Source organism: Methanocalculus chunghsingensis, from assembly GCF_018132105.1.
In the GTDB taxonomy this organism is placed as follows: domain Archaea; phylum Halobacteriota; class Methanomicrobia; order Methanomicrobiales; family Methanocorpusculaceae; genus Methanocalculus; species Methanocalculus chunghsingensis.
Map to the genome: position 1 here is coordinate 53,938 of NZ_JWHL01000011.1, position 18,027 is coordinate 71,964.

Annotated in this window: 18 protein-coding genes and 1 pseudogene; 2 read left to right on the forward strand and 17 right to left on the reverse strand. The window is 53.5% G+C overall.

The genetic code is table 11. The features are described from left to right. Positions 1-4 precede the first annotated feature (4 nt). From mtrH to mobB, 15 genes are all read right to left on the reverse strand, one after another. Complete coding sequence (gene mtrH / locus RJ53_RS07700) at positions 5-1,027, reverse strand: tetrahydromethanopterin S-methyltransferase subunit H (protein ID WP_211531044.1); 1,023 nt, start codon at positions 1,025-1,027, stop codon at positions 5-7. A 17-nt stretch (positions 1,028-1,044) separates the two neighbouring features. Continuing rightward, complete coding sequence (gene mtrA / locus RJ53_RS07705) at positions 1,045-1,782, reverse strand: tetrahydromethanopterin S-methyltransferase subunit A (protein ID WP_211531045.1); 738 nt, start codon at positions 1,780-1,782, stop codon at positions 1,045-1,047. A gap of 10 nt (positions 1,783-1,792) precedes the next feature. Then, on the reverse strand, positions 1,793-1,978 hold the full coding sequence (locus RJ53_RS07710) for a tetrahydromethanopterin S-methyltransferase subunit F (RefSeq protein ID WP_211531046.1): 186 nt from the start codon (positions 1,976-1,978) through the stop codon (positions 1,793-1,795). A 5-nt stretch (positions 1,979-1,983) separates the two neighbouring features. Beyond that, complete coding sequence (gene mtrA, locus RJ53_RS07715) at positions 1,984-2,709, reverse strand: tetrahydromethanopterin S-methyltransferase subunit A (protein WP_211531047.1); 726 nt, start codon at positions 2,707-2,709, stop codon at positions 1,984-1,986. Between the two features lie 6 nt (positions 2,710-2,715). After that, on the reverse strand, positions 2,716-3,003 hold the full coding sequence (mtrB, locus tag RJ53_RS07720; RefSeq protein WP_211531048.1) for a tetrahydromethanopterin S-methyltransferase subunit MtrB: 288 nt from the start codon (positions 3,001-3,003) through the stop codon (positions 2,716-2,718). Between the two features lie 16 nt (positions 3,004-3,019). Beyond that, positions 3,020-3,865: a tetrahydromethanopterin S-methyltransferase subunit MtrC gene (gene mtrC, locus RJ53_RS07725; protein WP_211531049.1), complete on the reverse strand. Its 846-nt coding sequence runs from the start codon at positions 3,863-3,865 to the stop codon at positions 3,020-3,022. 10 nt (positions 3,866-3,875) lie between these two features. Continuing rightward, on the reverse strand, positions 3,876-4,733 hold the full coding sequence (gene mtrD, locus RJ53_RS07730) for a tetrahydromethanopterin S-methyltransferase subunit D (protein ID WP_211531050.1): 858 nt from the start codon (positions 4,731-4,733) through the stop codon (positions 3,876-3,878). Continuing rightward, positions 4,734-5,633, reverse strand: a complete 900-nt coding sequence (gene mtrE / locus RJ53_RS07735; protein WP_211531051.1) for a tetrahydromethanopterin S-methyltransferase subunit E — start codon at positions 5,631-5,633, stop codon at positions 4,734-4,736. A 230-nt stretch (positions 5,634-5,863) separates the two neighbouring features. Next, positions 5,864-7,570: a coenzyme-B sulfoethylthiotransferase subunit alpha gene (mcrA, locus tag RJ53_RS07740; protein ID WP_211531052.1), complete on the reverse strand. Its 1,707-nt coding sequence runs from the start codon at positions 7,568-7,570 to the stop codon at positions 5,864-5,866. A gap of 6 nt (positions 7,571-7,576) precedes the next feature. Then, positions 7,577-8,338: a coenzyme-B sulfoethylthiotransferase subunit gamma gene (gene mcrG, locus RJ53_RS07745; RefSeq protein WP_211531053.1), complete on the reverse strand. Its 762-nt coding sequence runs from the start codon at positions 8,336-8,338 to the stop codon at positions 7,577-7,579. A 7-nt stretch (positions 8,339-8,345) separates the two neighbouring features. Continuing rightward, positions 8,346-8,981, reverse strand: coding sequence for a methyl-coenzyme M reductase I operon protein C (mcrC, locus tag RJ53_RS07750; RefSeq protein ID WP_211531054.1), 636 nt, complete (start codon positions 8,979-8,981; stop codon positions 8,346-8,348). Position 8,982: 1 nt separating this feature from the next. After that, the gene (gene mcrD / locus RJ53_RS07755; RefSeq protein WP_211531055.1) at positions 8,983-9,453 is read right to left on the reverse strand and encodes a methyl-coenzyme M reductase operon protein D; all 471 of its coding nucleotides are present in this window, start codon (positions 9,451-9,453) and stop codon (positions 8,983-8,985) included. A gap of 22 nt (positions 9,454-9,475) precedes the next feature. Continuing rightward, the gene (gene mcrB, locus RJ53_RS07760) at positions 9,476-10,783 is read right to left on the reverse strand and encodes a coenzyme-B sulfoethylthiotransferase subunit beta (RefSeq protein ID WP_211531056.1); all 1,308 of its coding nucleotides are present in this window, start codon (positions 10,781-10,783) and stop codon (positions 9,476-9,478) included. A 336-nt stretch (positions 10,784-11,119) separates the two neighbouring features. Beyond that, on the reverse strand, positions 11,120-12,016 hold the full coding sequence (locus RJ53_RS07765) for a 4Fe-4S dicluster domain-containing protein (RefSeq protein ID WP_211531057.1): 897 nt from the start codon (positions 12,014-12,016) through the stop codon (positions 11,120-11,122). A gap of 6 nt (positions 12,017-12,022) precedes the next feature. After that, a complete protein-coding gene (mobB, locus tag RJ53_RS07770; RefSeq protein WP_211531058.1) occupies positions 12,023-12,751 on the reverse strand; it encodes a molybdopterin-guanine dinucleotide biosynthesis protein B in 729 nt (242 codons plus the stop codon). 162 nt (positions 12,752-12,913) lie between these two features. On the opposite strand from mobB, the gene fdhF reads away from it, so the two are divergent. After that, positions 12,914-14,986 carry a formate dehydrogenase subunit alpha gene (gene fdhF, locus RJ53_RS07775; protein ID WP_211531059.1) on the forward strand — a complete coding sequence of 691 codons (2,073 nt, stop codon included), beginning with the start codon at positions 12,914-12,916 and terminating at the stop codon, positions 14,984-14,986. Between the two features lie 5 nt (positions 14,987-14,991). Then, entirely contained in the window at positions 14,992-16,236 is a 1,245-nt protein-coding gene (locus RJ53_RS07780; protein WP_211531060.1) for a Coenzyme F420 hydrogenase/dehydrogenase, beta subunit C-terminal domain, read from the forward strand. Positions 16,237-16,986: 750 nt separating this feature from the next. On the opposite strand, the gene RJ53_RS07785 is transcribed toward RJ53_RS07780, so the two are convergent. Together RJ53_RS07785 and RJ53_RS07790 are read right to left on the reverse strand one after the other, a co-directional pair. Then, the gene (locus RJ53_RS07785; protein WP_211531061.1) at positions 16,987-17,787 is read right to left on the reverse strand and encodes a formylmethanofuran dehydrogenase subunit C; all 801 of its coding nucleotides are present in this window, start codon (positions 17,785-17,787) and stop codon (positions 16,987-16,989) included. Positions 17,788-17,799: 12 nt separating this feature from the next. Continuing rightward, a pseudogene (locus RJ53_RS07790) lies at positions 17,800-18,027 on the reverse strand (formylmethanofuran dehydrogenase subunit A); the annotation flags it as partial.

Below are 18,027 nucleotides of genomic sequence, written 5' to 3' on the forward strand. Positions count from 1 at the left end.
GGTTTTAGATGAGTTTATGCAGAGGATGGTTTGGATCCTGCACTTCTCCGCCCAGTTCACGGCATGCCTCTGCGAGGACGATGTCGGTGAATGCGGCTGTGGTTGCCATCCCTTCGCAGTTCTCGATTGGACCAAACATAATCAGGTCGGCACCAAGCGCCATTGCAAGGATGTTGCATCCGATGTCAGGGCTGGACCATGCTGCCTGTTTGATACCCTCGAATCCGCCAAAGTGGTGGTGTCCCATCTGTTCAAGGAGGACATCATTTCCTTTGTAATGTTCTGCGAGAACGCTCTTCCTCCAGCGTTTCAGCCAGGTCCATGAGACGGTCATGTTGTGGTATGCACCACCGGTTGGGAGACCATGGATCGCCTTGCAGGCAAGGATCTCACGGAATGATCCGCCGGATCCAAGACCGAGCGGGGTTGCTGCAGTATCAAGGATCGGGCGGGTGATACCTGCCTCTTCTGCGATCTGGAGCATGCCCTTTGCCTGTCCTGCAACGCCACCCTCAACAAGAACCTTCTCACGGCCGACGACTGATGGGTCGCCTGGGTTGAAGGCGAGGACGATCGCGGAGTTGACATCGGATGCAGCAAGTACGTCGATGTTCTCCTGTGGAATCGATCCATTGATCGAGTTGTAGATGGCACGGTCAGCAAGGCCGACTTCGGTCACATATTCACATGCATGTGCAAGTGCTGCCGGTGCTGACGAGTCCATCAGGAACGGGGTCTTGTTGTCGATACTGTCGAACCAGCTGAAATAGCTTTCGAATGCCTCGCCAAATTCGGCGATGATCTGGATGAAGTACGGGTTTCCTGTGATATCGTACAGCTCCATACACCGGTTCCAGAGCGCTTCTGCCTTTGGCTTGTCGATCTTACCAGTGTGATCATCGAGCACGGTCTCGTGCTTATTATAAAAGATGGATGCACCGAGTACCCTTGGGTATTCACCGGGCTGTCCACCAATTTTAATTCCGTTGAAGTCGAGAACGGTCTGTTCTTTCTCAAACCTGAACATAGTTGGAACACCTCACGTTAGAGCATACTAATTTTCGGAAGGATCATCAGCAACATGATAAATACAATAACCCCTGCTACGAGGCCATAGAGGATGCCGATGTCACGTCCGATCTTCCTGCCCACCCTCTGGGCAATCTCAGCGTCTGCAAATTCTATCTTCTTCTCGATCTTGTCGAGTCGTTCCTCGAGTTCGAGGAACTGCGGGTTGGCGCCGGCAATTGTTGTTTCATGGCCTCCGCCGCCTGCTTCTTTGACCTCGATGACCATTGGATCGGCTGCGAATGCGCCGGGATCCCGTCCGGTGAGCTCGCTGATCTTGGCTTTGATCTGACCGAGGTCTTCGGTCTCCATGATATTTGCAAGCTCGACCTGCTCCTGGAACCTCTTGATCGCGGCATCATCGAGATTCTCGATAAAAGGAATTGCTCCCTCTGCTCCGACGATCTTTCCTCCGGAGACACCGCTCTTGTGGAGTGCTTCAAGTGACTGGCCGCTTAAGTGCCCTTTCACTTCGGTTCCACAGAGGAGGACGAACCTGATATTCGGGTTTGAGATGATGTTTGCGATGATCTTCTCAAGCCCGAGGTTCTCGGTCTTGCAGGATCCGCATAATGCAGCCCCGCTTGCGCAGATGCCAGCCTCGTCGAGGTGAGATCCCATTGTAACAACAGCGACACAGCTGTTTGCATCGCCTGAATGGAAGTCTCCCTGAGCGATTGGCCATCCGCTTGCCGGTGATTTCTTCTCTGCCATCTTCTTCACCTCAGAGAACCAGAACCGGTACCATCACAACGACCAGGGCGAGCATAAGCCCGATGATGAAGCCGGGAATGCCCGCAGACATAATCCCGGATTCAAGCTTGTTCGTCCGGGCGATGATCTGCGCTTTGTATCGGATGTTCTCAACCATTTTGTCAATTGCGTTCATTCGGATGCTTGAACCTGCCATCTATCTCACCCCATCAGAAGGAATCCAAGAATGGTAAATATAACGATCAGACCGATCATCAGTCCTTCAACCTTCCCCGAGTAGACGCCTGCGGCGAACCGGTTCTGCATACCGATGTTGGTTACCATTCTCTCGATGATCTTCATGCGGGCGTGGATGAGTGCAAGTTCTCCAGAGAGGGGCTTAACCTCGCCTGTGGCTTCCTCTGCTCCGCCTCCGCCTGCCTCTTTGACCTCGATGACCATTGGGTCGCCGGCGAATGCGCCGGGATCCCGTCCGGTGAGCTCGTTGATCTTGGCTTTGATCTGACCGAGGTCTTCGGTCTCCATGATGTTTGCAAGCTCGACCTGCTCCTGGAACCTCTTGATCGCGGCATCATCGAGGTTCTCGATGAAAGGAATTGCTCCCTCTGCTCCGACGATCTTTCCTCCGGAGACACCGCTCTTGTGGAGTGCTTCAAGTGACTGGCCGCTTAAGTGCCCTTTCACTTCGGTTCCACAGAGGAGGACGAACCTGATATTCGGGTTTGAGATGATGTTTGCGATGATCTTCTCAAGCCCGAGGTTCTCGGTCTTGCAGGATCCGCAGAGTGCAGCTCCGCTTGCGCAGATGCCGGCCTCATCAAGGTGCGATCCCATTGTAACAACAGCGACACAGCTGTTTGCGTCGCCTGAATGGAAGTCTCCCTGAGCAATCGGCCATCCGCTTGCCGGTGATTTCTTATCTGCCATCTTTCTTCACCCCATATACTGGAACGCCATGAATGCTGCAATGAGCAGACCTACAGCCAGTCCATACCAGAAGGCTGTGACACCTCCGGCATACATCAGTGACTTCTCTCTTCCAGGGAAACTGTTGAGCAGCTGACCCTCTCCAGAGAGCATGCCGACAAGATCCTCTGCTACATTCTCAAGTTCAGCAACCTTATCGATGATCGGCTGGTAGGACTCTCCGGCGGTGGTCACAAATCCAATGACCGGGTCGGCGACGAGGCCGAATTCGGGTAATACAAGAACATATCCCATATTTATCACCTCTCCCTCAGGCCTCAGTCTCCAGAATCGGCTTGGCGTCAAGCCATGCTGCTGCATCGCGCTTTGAGAGCTCGATGAACTGTGTGTAGGTGTAGCCCCATCCGATGATCGCTATCAGCAGGCCGACGAGTGCCGCTCCTACAGCAATGAATGCAAAGGAGATGACTGCCATAATGATCATGGAGAGGAATCCACACTCTGCGGCGAGCATGAGTGTCCGATCCTGTGTGTTCGACGGGCCAAGCGCTGCATTGAACGGGTGCTGGATTGCGATTGCACCAAGCATGAATGCGACAGCGATAATACCTCCTCCGAGGTAGGATGCGTTTGCCGAGCTCATTGCAAATCCGAAGATTGAGATCGTTCCGGCAGAGAGTGCACTGAAGGTAAAGTCACCGGTCGCCATCGCGGTAAAGCCGAGGATGGTGAGTGCACCGATGATTGAGAGCTCTGCAAGAGACTGCATCAGAACCGGGATCTTCATATTCAATACATTATCTGCAAGGAACCCAAAGGCCGCTCCGGCGACTGCTGCAATGATAAGAGCAGCGATCGGGGATGCAATGCCGAATTTGGTTCCAAGGAGCATGGCGATGATACCTGCACCAAATGCGACCATACCAGCGGATGGAACACCTGTTCCGATACCATAGCTGCAGAGTCTTTTGATGGTGCTTGTTCCCCAGATAAGAGCGATAACCGCCCCAAGCCCTCCGAAGAATGAGAATAACTCAAGTCCGGTGATGGTGTTGAGATATGTCAGATAGATACAGATAATTGATCCGACAATTCCAACTGCCAGGAGGGTGTTGTGAGGGATTGCGTCATGAGATGCTTCTACTTTTACTGTCATCTTCTCCACCTCAGAATGGCACCGGTACGATGATCAACAGGGCGAGCAGACCGGAGAGAGCTGATGCGACAGCACTTGCAACAATTGCACGTGGGAACCGCTTGAACTTGGGGTCGTGGGGACCTTCGATGGTTCCGGTGATATTGTATGCGGTCAGCACTGCGTTTACAAGGAACATACCGATTGCAAAGATACCTGCAATGGATACGATCAGCGGCATGACACTCTCAACATCTGTTCCCATGAGTGCTGGAATACCGGTCAGGTAGGCGTCATAGAGTGAGAGGTAGATGAGTGTTCCGCCGAAACCTCCGATAAGACCTCCGAGGACACCTCCAACGTATGAGATGAACGGAAGACCGTGCCCCTCAGTACCCTGGCTTTTATATTCCGGTTGTGTGTCGCCGGTCAGTGGGTCTTTGTTGACCTTTCCTGATGCTGCGGGAATTCCCATTGCAAAGACGTACGTGACGTTCACAAGCATACAGGTGATGGCCATCAGAAGTGCGCCGCCGATTGCACCGGTTCCAAGAGCAACCGGGTAGCTGAACTGTGCCGCCCATGCTCCTTTAAAGAGGCCGGCAAGACCTGCACCTGCTGCAAGCATTGTGACACCGGTTGCAATACCTGGTGCCTGACCCATTGCCGCCGGCGCTCCGCCGACAGGAACGAGGTGCACACTGAAGGTGACAAGCATTCCGCCGATGATAATTCCGATGAGGGAATAGAAGGCGGCCATCGGGAAGATACCTGCAATTGTCAGGCCAAATCCGATACCAAGAACTGCGAGCAGCAATACGACTGCGATTGCAGCTCCCATGACGGGCATCTCTGCTCCGCCTGCTGGCTTACTTGCGATCGCTGACATTTATATTGCCTCCTCTTCGGGTGCAGTGTACGGACCGTACGTCTTGCGAGCCCAGACCTCGATGTAGCGGGCCATGATCGTGATGATAAGGACAATAATTGCTCCCATCATGATTGATCCCCAGCCTCCGAAGAACTGCTCGAATGTGAGGTGTCTCCAGAGTTCGAAGAAGACGATCAGCCCAAAACAGATACCTGATGCGGGTCCGCCAAACTTTGAGGTGAACCATCCGTTGTCGAGTGAGCTTCTTTCACCGGCTTCTGCATACCGGATGATGTTTCCGGATGCCGAGATCGGGACGCCTGCTCCGAATTTCTGGTTCTGGTACTGGCGTTCTTTCCCATAGAATGGGTTTCCGACAGCAGAACCGGCTGCTCCGAGTGCGATACCCCAGATGATACCGAGGATTGGCAGCGGGAACGGATGACCGAGGACTGCGTTCATAAGGTAGCATATCGTCACGGTCGTAAAGATTGCGACGAATGCGTGTGCGACAGTGACCGGTGTCACTGATTTCAGTATATCAACATAGACTGGCTGGCCAAATTTGGCAAGACTTGCTGTCCTGCCGAGATAGGCGGTGGTTGCATAGACACCCTGAACGAAGGATGCGAGAACACTTCCAATAATAATAGCAAGAACCGGATTGACGTTCATTGCCATAAATGCCCATGCGACACCTGCACCAAGTGCAATCCAGAGAGCCCATGCCGGGGGCTCACCTGCGATGGCCTTGTTAAAGATACGGTGATTGTATCCCATCTGCGGAGCCAGCTGAACCTGAGAGTTGGGATCACCCTGTGATCCGATATCAGACTCGGTATCTTCAGCTGCACCTGCAACCGTTGCAAGTGCTCCCGCGAGGGCAGCCACTCCAATACCTAATACGATGTTCTCCATGTGAGATTCTCCCTTGATCTAATGAGTATAAGAGTATTCGATCAGCGTTACCTCTCCAGAATCGGAGTACTACGTGTGGACATAAAAGACTGGATTGTAATTGAATTAAAGGTTTCGAATTAACGCTAAAATCAGGCGGTTCAATTCTTCTCTTTGAAGAATTCCTGTACAATTCTGACCTGTAATTCAGCACACGTTTCATTAGATAAAAAAAGGTTGGTTTTGTGTGATCACTTTGCGGGGATGATGAGCGAGCGCTCGCCGGCTGGCATGAACTCGCGGATTGCACCGCGTGCAAACTCCTTCCTTGGTTCGGAGAAGTCGAACTTGAGGGCAGGGTCTGCGAAGCAGATCTTGATGAGTGGGGAGAGCGACCATGCGTCACCACGTCCGTAGTGGGAACTACCGACGATAGCTGCGTATTCTCCCTGGTGACCGACGTTCATTGCATAGTTTGGATAGTTTGGTCCACGGAATTCGCCGATACAGCCCTCGTCAGGCCGGACGGAGAGTGAGTTTGCTGAACCACACTGGTCCTGCAGGTCGTAGCCGAAGAATCCGAGACGTGACCATCCCTCTTTGTGCATGAGCATGGAGAGGTACCATCCGTTCAGACCGGCGTTGGAGTGACCTGTTGCGATAGAGGTGGAGAGACCACAGGCTGCTGCAAGGACACCGGCACGCTGGGAACCACCGAAGTGGTCTTCCATCATGGTCGGGTACTGTTCGTACTGCTCCATACCGTTGAGGTTGACCTCGGTTGCGATGTCGTTGACGACTTCCTGGGTTGGCTTGACCTTGTCTGCGGGGTTCGGGTTCTGCCAGTCGACCTTGTACTTGTCTTTGATGTAGTCCATACCGTAGTAGGTGAACTCATCAAGGATGTTGTCGGTGTATGCAGCGGTTGCATACTGGGTGAATCCGACACCACCGGACATGTAGGAGCCGAGCCAGATCTGGTCAAAGAGCATCGTTCCTGCACCGACAACCTCAAGAGCTGCCTTTGCGGGGTCATTTGGATACTTCCGGTCTGCCTGGATCATGTCAGCGAAGTTGCCGAAGAGGATACCACCTGGCTCGTTTGGACCACGGGCACGGCGGGCTGGCAGGTGGGAAGACATCTGGATGACACCAGCGTGCTTTGCGGCGTAGGAGAGGTCAGCGACTGCTGCTTCACCTGCGCACATCCGGTATGCACCGATGAAGGACATACCGATCTGCATGGCGGACCACCGGGAGGTCGTTCCACCGTCGCAGGTGCGGGAGACGGATGTCGGAATGTGAACACACTGCCACATGGACTTGCCGACTGCGTTCATCAGTGATTCGGCCTGCTTCTTGGGGAAGAGCTTCTCGACGTTGATAAGGAACTGTGGCTCGATATCGTCTGCAAGCTCGGAGTCTCCGGTGAAGACCTTGACGTAACAGTCGTCGGTGAGCGCAGGGTGGGTCTCGACCATGTGCTCCTGAACGACGGCTGCGCCGGGCATTGCGTGGTTGACGACGTGGAGGTATTCGTTGATCGTCTCAGGAGTAACTTCCTTGCCGAGACGCTTCTGGAGTGTCTGGTGGGCAAGGTCCATGTTGACGATAACGGTTCTCCGGATGTCGTCCCAGAACTGCTGCATTGCGGCATTGTTGACGAAGTGGAGGTCGTCACCCTCGACGAAGGTGCCGGTTCCTGAGACCTCGTAGGTCATCAGCTGGCGCTGACCCATTGGGACACCACCAAGGTGGCACCGCTCTGGATCATACATGTCAATGCCACGCTCTTTGACGATCTTCTCGTTTGCCGCCTTGAATTCCTTCTTCCTTGGCGACTGGTTCACACCGTCAAATGCATAGAACTTGGCTTTCTGTGATTCTACATCCTGTCCCGGGAACTTCTCCTTCAGTGCCTTCAGGAAGAGTTTCTGTGCTCTCTCAATCTTTGCCATCTTTTATCACTCCTTTGGCATGTATCCGTACTTGGTTCTCAGGCTGTGGATACGCTGGATGTATTCGATATATTCTGCGTCATTGCGGTAGGGGTTGCCACCGAGGACATGGAAGATGGTCGTGTTTTCGCCGAGCCACTTCTCATCCATTGGCTTGCCGACTGCAACCTTTTTGTCGAGTGGGACACCGATCTGGTCTTTGACGTACTTTACAGCACCGTCTGCCTCAAGGACACAGCGCTGGAGCATGTCAAACATCATGCCGTCTTCTGCGAGACGGAGTGAGTGACCGTGAACTGTTGCACCACGAATACCGACACGTGCCGGGTCGAAGAGGTTTGTGTTGATCAGGTCCTTTGCGATCTGCTCAAGGTCACGCTCACGGCATTCGACGATCTGACGGCCTGAGAGTGTACCTGGGTCGATACCACGGAAGCGGTACATCTCGACGTAGGTCCTCTGGTATGGCTGGGATGGTGCGTTGAGCATCGAGTCTGCGAACTGGATATACCGGACGCGGTCTCCTGCCTTTGCACCCTCGGTTGGGGCGACGATCTTTCTGATCGGGCAGTCCGGCTCTCCCTGCTCAGCGAGTGGCGGGTGTGCGGTCGGGTATGCCTGACCTGGTGCACGGTGTCCCATGATGAGAACGACGTCCTCGTCTGTTACATCGCGAATCTTTTCAAGTTTAACTTCCGGGTTCATCTGGTTGCGCCTGTTTTCGGCGACCTTTGAGGTTCCCGGTCCATACTGTGGTTTGTATGCCATGAATAATTCACCTCTTTGAAGGTTGTTCCTTCATTGTTCGTAGTACTTCGCGGATGACATCCGCCAGCTTCTCCCGTGTTGGTGTCTGCCCCCGTGTGACGCCTGATACGATTGCAACAACGGTTCCTTTGGTCCGTATCGCATCTTCAGGTGGCATAACATAGGCGGTCTTCACACCTTCCCGTGCGAGATCTTCATAGTCGATCGGCGCCTGTGAGACGACGACGGCTTTGATGTCGCATGCTTCCAGGATGCTTCTGACCTTTGCAACGACATGCGACCGGACATTGCCATGGTGGAGGACGGCGACCCTGTGCCGTTCGATCTGTTGGATCTCACGCATGGTCAGCCCGAAATTCGCACCAATGGCCGCTCCGCCAGCGTTTCCTGCATCTGCGGGAATGCCGCTGCCCGCGTTCAACACCAGGGTACTTACGCTGTATTCGACCCCCTGCTGCCTGAGTGCTGACGTGATATCGCAGATCGGCTTTGTCACATGCCTCCGTCCGGGAGACATCGCTACCACGATGACATCGGGATACCGGCATTCGGAGATGGTCCCGCGTTGTGCGAGGGATCCCCCTTTGCCCATTCCCATTGACTGGCGGCAGTCGACGATCTGTGTCACACGTCCGATTGGCATGTTATCTGTTTCCCTGCAGGATTACCGGTCGCGTCTTGCTCTTTGGGTCTACCATGCCGAGTATCCGTTCGTCCTCAACGACGCCATACTTTGCATAATCGGTCATGGTCATGCTGGAGCGCATGAATCTGCCCTCCTGGAGAGTGAATGGGAAGTTGGTAAGAACCGTCTCGCATGCCTTCCTGATCTCCGGTATCGGTGATGCATCCTCAAGCTCAATGAGGATTGTTCCTACCTGTACCTGGAGTTTGATCGTCTCACCCTGTACCTCGATCTCCCTGCGCTGGGCAACCACATTAGGTGTCCCTCGTGCAGGTCCGTATGGAACGATCTCCGGGACCCGGGGACCGTTTAAGACGATCCGCCGGATGCCGGTTTTTGCGAGGATCTCATTTAAGAGATCCTCTGCGGTATCAGGGGTGAGGAAACGTGCAGGGACGATTCGGATTTGTGGATAGCTGGTTTCTGCCATTGTAATCTAGTCTCGGACTGGATTATACAGCCTTTGCGATCGCGTTGATCGGCTTTGCGAACTCTTCGATCTGGCCGAAGGTGTCTCCGTAGATCTTCGAGGTCGACTCTGGGGAGAACATCTGGGTTCCTGCATCCAGAGCGCATGCTGCGACGATACAGGGGATACCGACACCTGCGGCGTGCCTTGTAACGACGTGGTTTCCGTTGAAGATACCGGGGCCTCCACCACCGTAGATCGAGTGGCTGAAGAAGGAGAAACCGACTGCAACACCCATCACACGGCCAAAGTCACAGCCTGGGAGACCGGTCTCGTGCTCAAGCAGGTCGTTGAAGTACAGGAGTGTCGATGAGACAGCCTGTGCAAACCGGCCTGCACCACAGTTAACCATGGTTGCTGCAAGGGTACCTGCTGCTGCATATGCGTTCCAGAGCATTGGGTCCTTCGTGTCGTAGAACTGGAAGTATCCGCCCTTCTTTCCTGGTGCGATAATCTTGTCTTCGATTGCACGCTCAACCAGCGACTGGACGACGGTACCGACGGTTCCGTTCTGGCCGTTCTGCTTTACGAGGTCATAGACAAGGTTGTTTGCATTCAGTCCCTGGTAGGCGTAGAGGAGCATCTGTGCCCGCTCGAATGGGCCGATTGCGGCGCCCATCTCGAACTCTCCTGCCTGCTCGAAGGTGGATGAGAGTGCTGCACCCTGCATTGCGTTTCTTCCGGTCATCATGACGGCGTGGTTAGCCGGGATGTTCCGAAGCGCATAGCCGAGACCTTCGTTGTTCTGTGGGATCGACAGAATGGATGCGACACCTGCGCCTGCCATGTCCATTGTCTGCGGGTAGGTACCCCAGACGGCTGCCTTGACGGTGTTTGCGTCAAACATGCCAACATCGAACTGGTCCATGATGGCATAGGTGGCTGCGGCTGCGACCGAGGTGATTGCGGCATCATAGGTGGATGCTGCGTTCAGTCGTGCAGTTGGTGCCTGAACGAGGAGGAGCTTGCCGCCTCCGTACTTGTTGATGACGGTGTCATCACCATCGGCGACCTGAACCATCTCCTGGATCTTTGCTGCAATAGCGTCCGAGTTTCCAGCGATGTCAAGGTCAAGCTCACGTCCAAGAATCTGCTGATGCTTGCCGATCTTTCCTGTCTTGAGTGCTGCCTCGATTCCGCCGAGGTTGACAGCCACTGTCCTCTTCGTCAGGTTGATGAGCTTCAGGATCGCCGGGTTTGTCAGGGGGCTGACTTTGTCAAGGGCGACATTGCTCTTCAGCAGTTTGCCTGCATCATCATACAGGTCAATTGTGTCTGAATATTTTGCCATAAATTTTCCTCCAAATACCGTTTGATTCGATTCATTCCGGTCATTGAGTACTGAATACTGAAAGAAGTCACTGAAATGGGTGCTGATTGTGATTGGCACGTCCCCTCTGGGACAATCAAATAATTCCTTATGGCAGAATATAAGTGTTGTCTTTTAACCTTCTGGTTTCTTTTATTTGAGTCTTTTAAATAATAGCGATTTATTGGGTAATCTTCAAATATAGAGACGTATTTCCGTTTTTCTCAAAAAGAATGTGTTACTTAATATTCTTCTTGGTATTACGATTTGCATATTTTTGAGTCGTATTAATATCACGATCCTCTGCGCTTTCCTTATTTATGGAATTTCAGGGCCTGATATGATGCTCTCTGGCGGAAATTCCTTGTAAATATCGGTTTTTAGCCTGTCAAATCCTAATTCATCAAGCTGATCTCCGAGTAAGCGCCCGTCCCATGCCTTCCTGTAGATCCAGGTGATCACCTTTTCGATCACGACCATGCACTCATCCTCCCCGGCAACGGTGATGAGCGTCCGACCCTGTGCTGGGTGGCGGCCGCGTTTGCCCCCGACGGTAATCTGATAGGCATCGGGACCGCCCCTGATTATCGCGAAGGGGCATATATGAATGCAGTTTCCACAATCGATGCACTTCTCCTTGTCAAGCACAATCTCCCCTCCCCGAACGAAGAGGGCTCCTTCCTTGCAGAAGTTGACGCAGGTACCGCACCCTGTACAGAGTCCGGGATTACGGATCGGGCGGGTGACACCGGTCACGCCTATCTCACAGAGCTTCTCTGATACACAGCTGTTTGGGCATGATGAGACGGCTATACGAACACGGATTGGCATATGTTTACCGAAGAAATCCTTGTCAATCCTCTGGGCAAGGTTTATCGAGTCGATATTGGCAAGTCTGCACCGGTCAGTCCCCGGGCATGCGGTGATGTTGACGATCTCCTCCCGTTCGGATCCGACCGGGGTATTATTCGCCTCAAGTGCCCTTCCAAGTGCCTCAAGATCAGCGATCTTCACATGTGGGATCTCCATCGTCTGGCGAACCGTCAGATGGGCTGTCCCTGTTCCAAACTCTTCGGTTATCTTCGCTATTCCAATGAGCTGTTCCGGGGTGATGATGCCGGCCGGTAATCTGATCCTGACGGTGCAGAAGTCATTATCCCGCTCGGTGATGACACCTCCGCGGGTGTGCATCCCGGTATCTCTCTGAATCTCCATGATCTATCACTCTTCCTCTTGTGAGTTAAATTCTTCTTCCTTCTGTTCCTTCTCCACCCATGCCTCCGCACCCCTGCTGAGGGCAGAAGCCACGGCACCAGGAGACGTTCCGATGACAGCAAGGCATCCTCTCCGGTCCGGATCTCCTACACTGCATCCCTGGATGAGCATCTCTCCGCGGATTGCAATGATATCAGGGGAGATTTCTGCCGCAGCCACAGATCGTTTCAGGGCCATCTCTGTGGCTTTATGAAGTATCAGTACACCTCCCGCAACCCCTGTTCCGGCTTTTTTGTATAATGAATCAAGGATGGCTTTTGGTGTTGTCCAGCATGGAAAGAGATCAAGATTATTCAGTATCTCATCGACGGTAGGATCTCTCAGGATCTCCGGCGCCCCTCTGTGATCACCGAGTGCCACTCCCGGTATCGGGGTGTTTTTATACCCCTCGATGATGCAGAAATCTGCTCCCCGGTCCGCAGCGGCGTCAATCGCGGCGATGAGCCCCCCTTCCCTCTGGATGGTGACACTCTTTTCGCTATCAATACCGCAACTGCCAGACGCCCCTGCCTGATAGTGGACGGTCGTATCCCTCCCTTCTTCGAGCGTAAATAGGTGGTGGCCGAGATGCTTGATCGTCTCGACATGCCCAGTGGCAGCGAGGCGCTCGCAGAGCTGCCTGGTCAGCATGGTCTTGCCGGTATTTGATGTGCCGAAGATGTGAATAATAATCATCAGATCACGTACTGAATGTATCTGGTGGCATATCCTGATAGTTGCTCCCTCTGGCAGCGGGTCCAAGGCGGGACTTTCCACTGTTATTCATCACATTTTCGGGAAAAATGGCTATGTATATATACTCAGGATAATCAACCTAACAGTGTCCGAGGTTTAACCATGGCAATGAAATATGTACAAACCACCTGCCCGTACTGCGGGACAGGCTGCAGCATGAACCTGGTCGTCAACGACGGCAAGGTCGTGGGCGTCGCCCCATACCAGCGCTCCCCCGTCAATGAGGGAAAGCTCTGTCCAAAGGGCGTCTATGCTCACGAGTTCATTAACAGTGAAGACCGGCTGACCACCCCGCTCATCAAGAAGGACGGGAAGTTCGTCGAAGCAAGCTGGGACGAGGCATATGACCTTATCGCCCAGAAGCTGAAGTCCTACAAGCCAAGCGAGCTTGCAGTGCTTGCCTCTGCCCGTGTCAGCAACGAGGAGAACTATGCGATCATGAAGTTCGCCCGTGGTGCCCTGAAGACGACACACATCGACCACTGTGCCCGTCTCTGCCACTCCTCCTCCGTTGCCGGGCTTGCAACGACGTTCGGCTCCGGTGCAATGACCAACTCGATCGCCGACATCGCCGAATCGAAGTGTATCTTCATCATCGGGAGCAACACCTTTGAGCAGCACCCGCTCATCGGCCGGAGTGTCGCCCGAGCCCGGAAGAACGGCGCCAAACTGATCTATGCCGACCCCCGTCTCACCGCCACCGGCAAGCAGGCCGACCTGTACATGCAGTTTAGAAGCGGCACCGATGTCGCCATCTTCAACGCAATGATGCAGGAGATCATCAAGAACGGCTGGGAAGACAAAGAGTTCATCGAGAAGCGCTGTGTCGAGTATGAGACCCTGAAGGGCGAAGTCATGAAGCCCGAATACTCGCTTGAGAACGTCGAGAAGATCTCGGGAATCCCCGCCGCCCAGCTGAAGCAGGCCGCCGAATGGTATGCCACAAGCGGCGCCTCCTCGCTCCTCTTCTCAATGGGTATCACGCAGCACACCACCGGTGTTGACAACGTCAAATCGACCGCCAACCTCGCCATGCTCACCGGCAACATCGGCAGGCCAGGCACTGGTGTCAACCCGCTCCGTGGCCAGAACAATGTTCAGGGTGCCTGTGACATGGGCTGTCTCCCTGTCGTCTTCACCGGCTACCAGAAGGTCATCGATGAAGCCGCCCACAAGAAGTTCGCCGATGCCTGGGGCTTCCCTGATGGTATCTGTGCACCGCAGAACGGGTATGAAGTCACCATCATGATGAAGACGCTCGCTGACAATCCCGGAGAATTAAAGGGCATGTACATCATGGGCGAGAACCCGATGCTCTCTGATGCGAACCTCACCCACGTCAAACACGCAATGGAACAACTCGAGTTCCTCGTCGTCCAGGATATCTTCCTGACCGAGACCGCCGAGATGGCCGATGTCGTCCTCCCCGCCACCTGCTATGCAGAGAAGGATGGATGCCAGACCTCGACCGAGCGTCGTGTCCAGCGTTTCAGAAAGGCACAGGACCCTCCCGGCCAGGCAAAAGTCGACTGGCAGATCATCGCCGAGGTTGCCGCAAAGATGGGCTATGCAGAGCAGTTCGCCTGGCAGTCTTCTGAGGATATCTTCAAGGAGATCACCAGCCTGACCCCGTCCTATGGTGGCATGTCCTATGAGCGTATCAACAAGCCCGAAGCGCTTCAGTGGCCCTGCCCGGCAGCCGACCACCCCGGCACCCCGATCCTGCACACCACGGCATTTGCCCCCGCAATGCCCGACAGCAAGGGTCTGATGACGGCGATCCCGTTCAAATATCCGGCAGAAGTTCCTGATGCCGAGTATCCGTTCATCCTGACGACCGGCCGCAGCTTATTCCACTGGCACACCGGTGGTATGACCCGGCGCTCCGAGTCGCTTGACAGCGAAGTTCCAACCGGCTGGATCGAGATCAATGTTGATGATGCCAAAGAACTCGGTATCGCTGACAATGAGATGATCATCGCAAAGACCCGGCGTGGCCAGATCAATGTGCCTGCCCGTGTCACAAAGGATATCATGAAAGGCGTGATGTTCATGCCATTCCACTTTGTCGAATGTGCAGCCAACATCCTGACAAACGACGCCCTCGATCCGGTCTCGAAGATTCCGGAGTTCAAGGCCTGTGCTGTCACCGTTGAGAAGATCCAGGAGGCCTGATTACGATGGTTGCAAAAGGCGATATGATATATGCATGGTCAAAAGAGTCCGACCTCGCAGAGAAGGGTGAGTGTGGAGGCGCTGTCTCAACACTCCTGAAATATGCTCTTGAGAGCAAAATGGTTGATGGTGTCCTTGCAGTGAAGAAGGGAGCCGATGTCTATGATGCAACCCTTGAGGTCATCACCGACCCCGCAGAGATTGTCAAATCCGCTGGCTCGCTCCACTGCGGAACGCTCCTCATCCCAAAGATGATCAAGAAGTACCTCAACGGTGCATCAAAGATGAAGCTCGCCGTCCCGGTGAAGGGATGCGATGCGATGGCGTTCTACGAGCTTGCCAAGAGGAACCAGATCAACCTCGACAACATCGTCATGATCGGTCTCAACTGTGGTGGAACCGTCAGCCCGGTTGCCGCAACAAAGATGATCAGGGAGAAGTTTGAACTTGATCCCGCCGATGTCGTGAAAGAAGAGATCGACAAGGGTCAGTTCATCGTCATCACAAAGGATGGCAACCACAAGGGCATCTCCATCGATGAGCTTGAGGAAGAAGGCTATGGCCGGAGGGCCAACTGCCGCCGGTGCAAGATGAAAGTCCCACGCCAGGCAGATCTCGCCTGCGGAAACTGGGGTGTCATCGGCGACAAGGCAGGCAAGGCAACCTTTGTTGAGGTCTGCTCCGAGAAGGGTGCAAACCTCGTCAATGGCGCAGCAAAAGCTGGTGTGCTTGAGACGTCTGCTGCAGATGAAAAAGGTATTGCAATCCGCGCAAAGGTCGAAAACGCGATGCTGAAACTTGGTGACAAGTGGCGCAAGCATGACTTTGAAGCACTCGGTGAGGGTCGCGCACGGCTTGAGAAGATCATGAAGGAGACCTCCCGGTGTATCAAGTGCTACGCATGCATCGAGAACTGTCCGATCTGCTACTGTGTCGAGTGCAGTACCAAGAAACCCCACCTCGTCAAACCAGGTCAGGTTCCGCCAAGCTTCATGTTCCACATGATCCGCTTTGCTCACATCTCTGACTCCTGTATCAACTGTGGTCAGTGCGAAGAACTCTGTGCAATGGATATTCCAAATGCACTCTTCATGCACGCCCAGCAGGTTGAACTCGAGAAGATGTTCGGCTTCACGCCGGGTATCAACATGGAACCTCCAATCCTTGCATATGCAGAAGAGAAGGTTGAGCGGAAGCGTCTCGATGACACCGGCTCAGACCAGATCTTTGACAACGTATTTAAGGAATAAATCAATCACTTTTTCTTTTTTTAAAACTCTCATCCCTGGCAGCGTCTTTTTATATCCTTTGATGCTAATCACCTCAGATTCATCTCCCGGCTTGCTCCGGGGTATCAATCCCCATCATCTCGTCAGCCATCATCTTCTAAACGACTTGTCGATATTCTCACCTCTGACAGACTATCCTGAATTGTCTCTCTTTTTTTGAGCAGATCGGCTTTTGAGAGGCTCAAATCGTCGTTCTCATTCATAATTGGTTTTATCCCGTTTTTCTCTCAGGAGGATCCTGATGGTTCCATTCTGCATTGATCTCTTGCTCAATGGTAATATAAACTGTATATGGATTTATGCTCCTGATTTTGAAGCAGTAACGGAGGTTCGTGGAAACTGGTTTGAACAATGTACCGGAATCTGTTGCTGTCTCCCTGATGAGGATGTTTCAGTCACCTTTCCTTATCCCTGCTTCCGCATTGGATCATCAGATAACCAATAACTCAATGAAGTCGATGACCTGCTGGTCGGGAAAGCCGGATATCAGGGAACTAATTTAACCTCATTGAAGAGCACGGCTGGATCCCAGATGCTCTCAGGGTGCATCATTCATCAAATATGGAGAGATTACCTCTCTTTCTGATATTCTGCCAAAGCCTGGAAACGCCTGGTTCAGGTACAAAACCCATCCCGATCAGGAGGGGGAATCTGGAGAATAGATGTGTCAATAAAAAGAGATCTCGAAAAAAGAAGATGAGAAGAAGTGAATCACTTCTTCTGGTAGAGTTTGCCGTAGATGAGCTGGCCCTTGGATTTGGGGTGGCGTTCGCCGGTGTCACCAATGTACTCCGCGAACTTGGCCGTTACTCCCTCAACCTCAAGCTCGACATCGCCGACATGGTTGAATCCCGGCATCATGACATCAACGGAGCCGAAGAGGTAGATCTCTCCCCGGACCATCTGCCCGCCGAGACGGCTCTTTGCATTGCCTTTGATGACGGTCTTGCCACCATCAGCATGGGTCATGACATGGACATCGACATCGCCGTCGATGACGATCTCGCCACCCATCATGAAGGTACCGGCATCTGATCCGACATTGCCCTTCACATGGATCCTCCCGCCCTGCATTCCTCTCCAGTCTCCGCGGTACGCGGCGGCGAGGTAGTTGCCTGCATTACCTTCAACGATCAGTTCCCCGCCCTTCATGGCAGTTGCTGCAAAGTCTCCGATATTGCCTTTTGCGGTGATCTTGCCACCAGTCATCCATGCCCCGACATACATATCGGTATCACCATTGATGACCACTTCGCCAGCGCTCATGTGGGCGCCGATGTACTTTACTTTTTTGAGGTCCCCATTGACAACGACCTTCGTCTCTGCCGCGGTGGCTCCTCCCTTGCCGGAGACGGTGAAGTAGTCACCGACGACCGGGGTGGTCTTCCCCATTGGAAGGGGAAGGGCTGCGATCTCCACAGCGGTCTTTGAAGCAAGGGAGTCGGGATTGAAGACCTCTGCCTCAAGGTACAGTGGTGGCTGCTCTTTGATGGTTAGTGTTACGGTTTCCATTTTTCACTCACCTCAGACAGTTGCATCAATCTCGATGACGTAGGGGTTTGGCACATAGTGGTGTGAGGCCACCTCGTAGTTGTTCTGGTTGATCGTGTAGAACTTGTTGAACTTCAGGGCGATATCACGCTGAACCTGTGGGTTCTCGTTCGTCTTTACATCCACCCAGAGGGTTCTCTTGTTGCCGTTGCTGACGATCTCGCCTTCGTTGATGATTAACTCACCCTGCTTGAAGAGGTA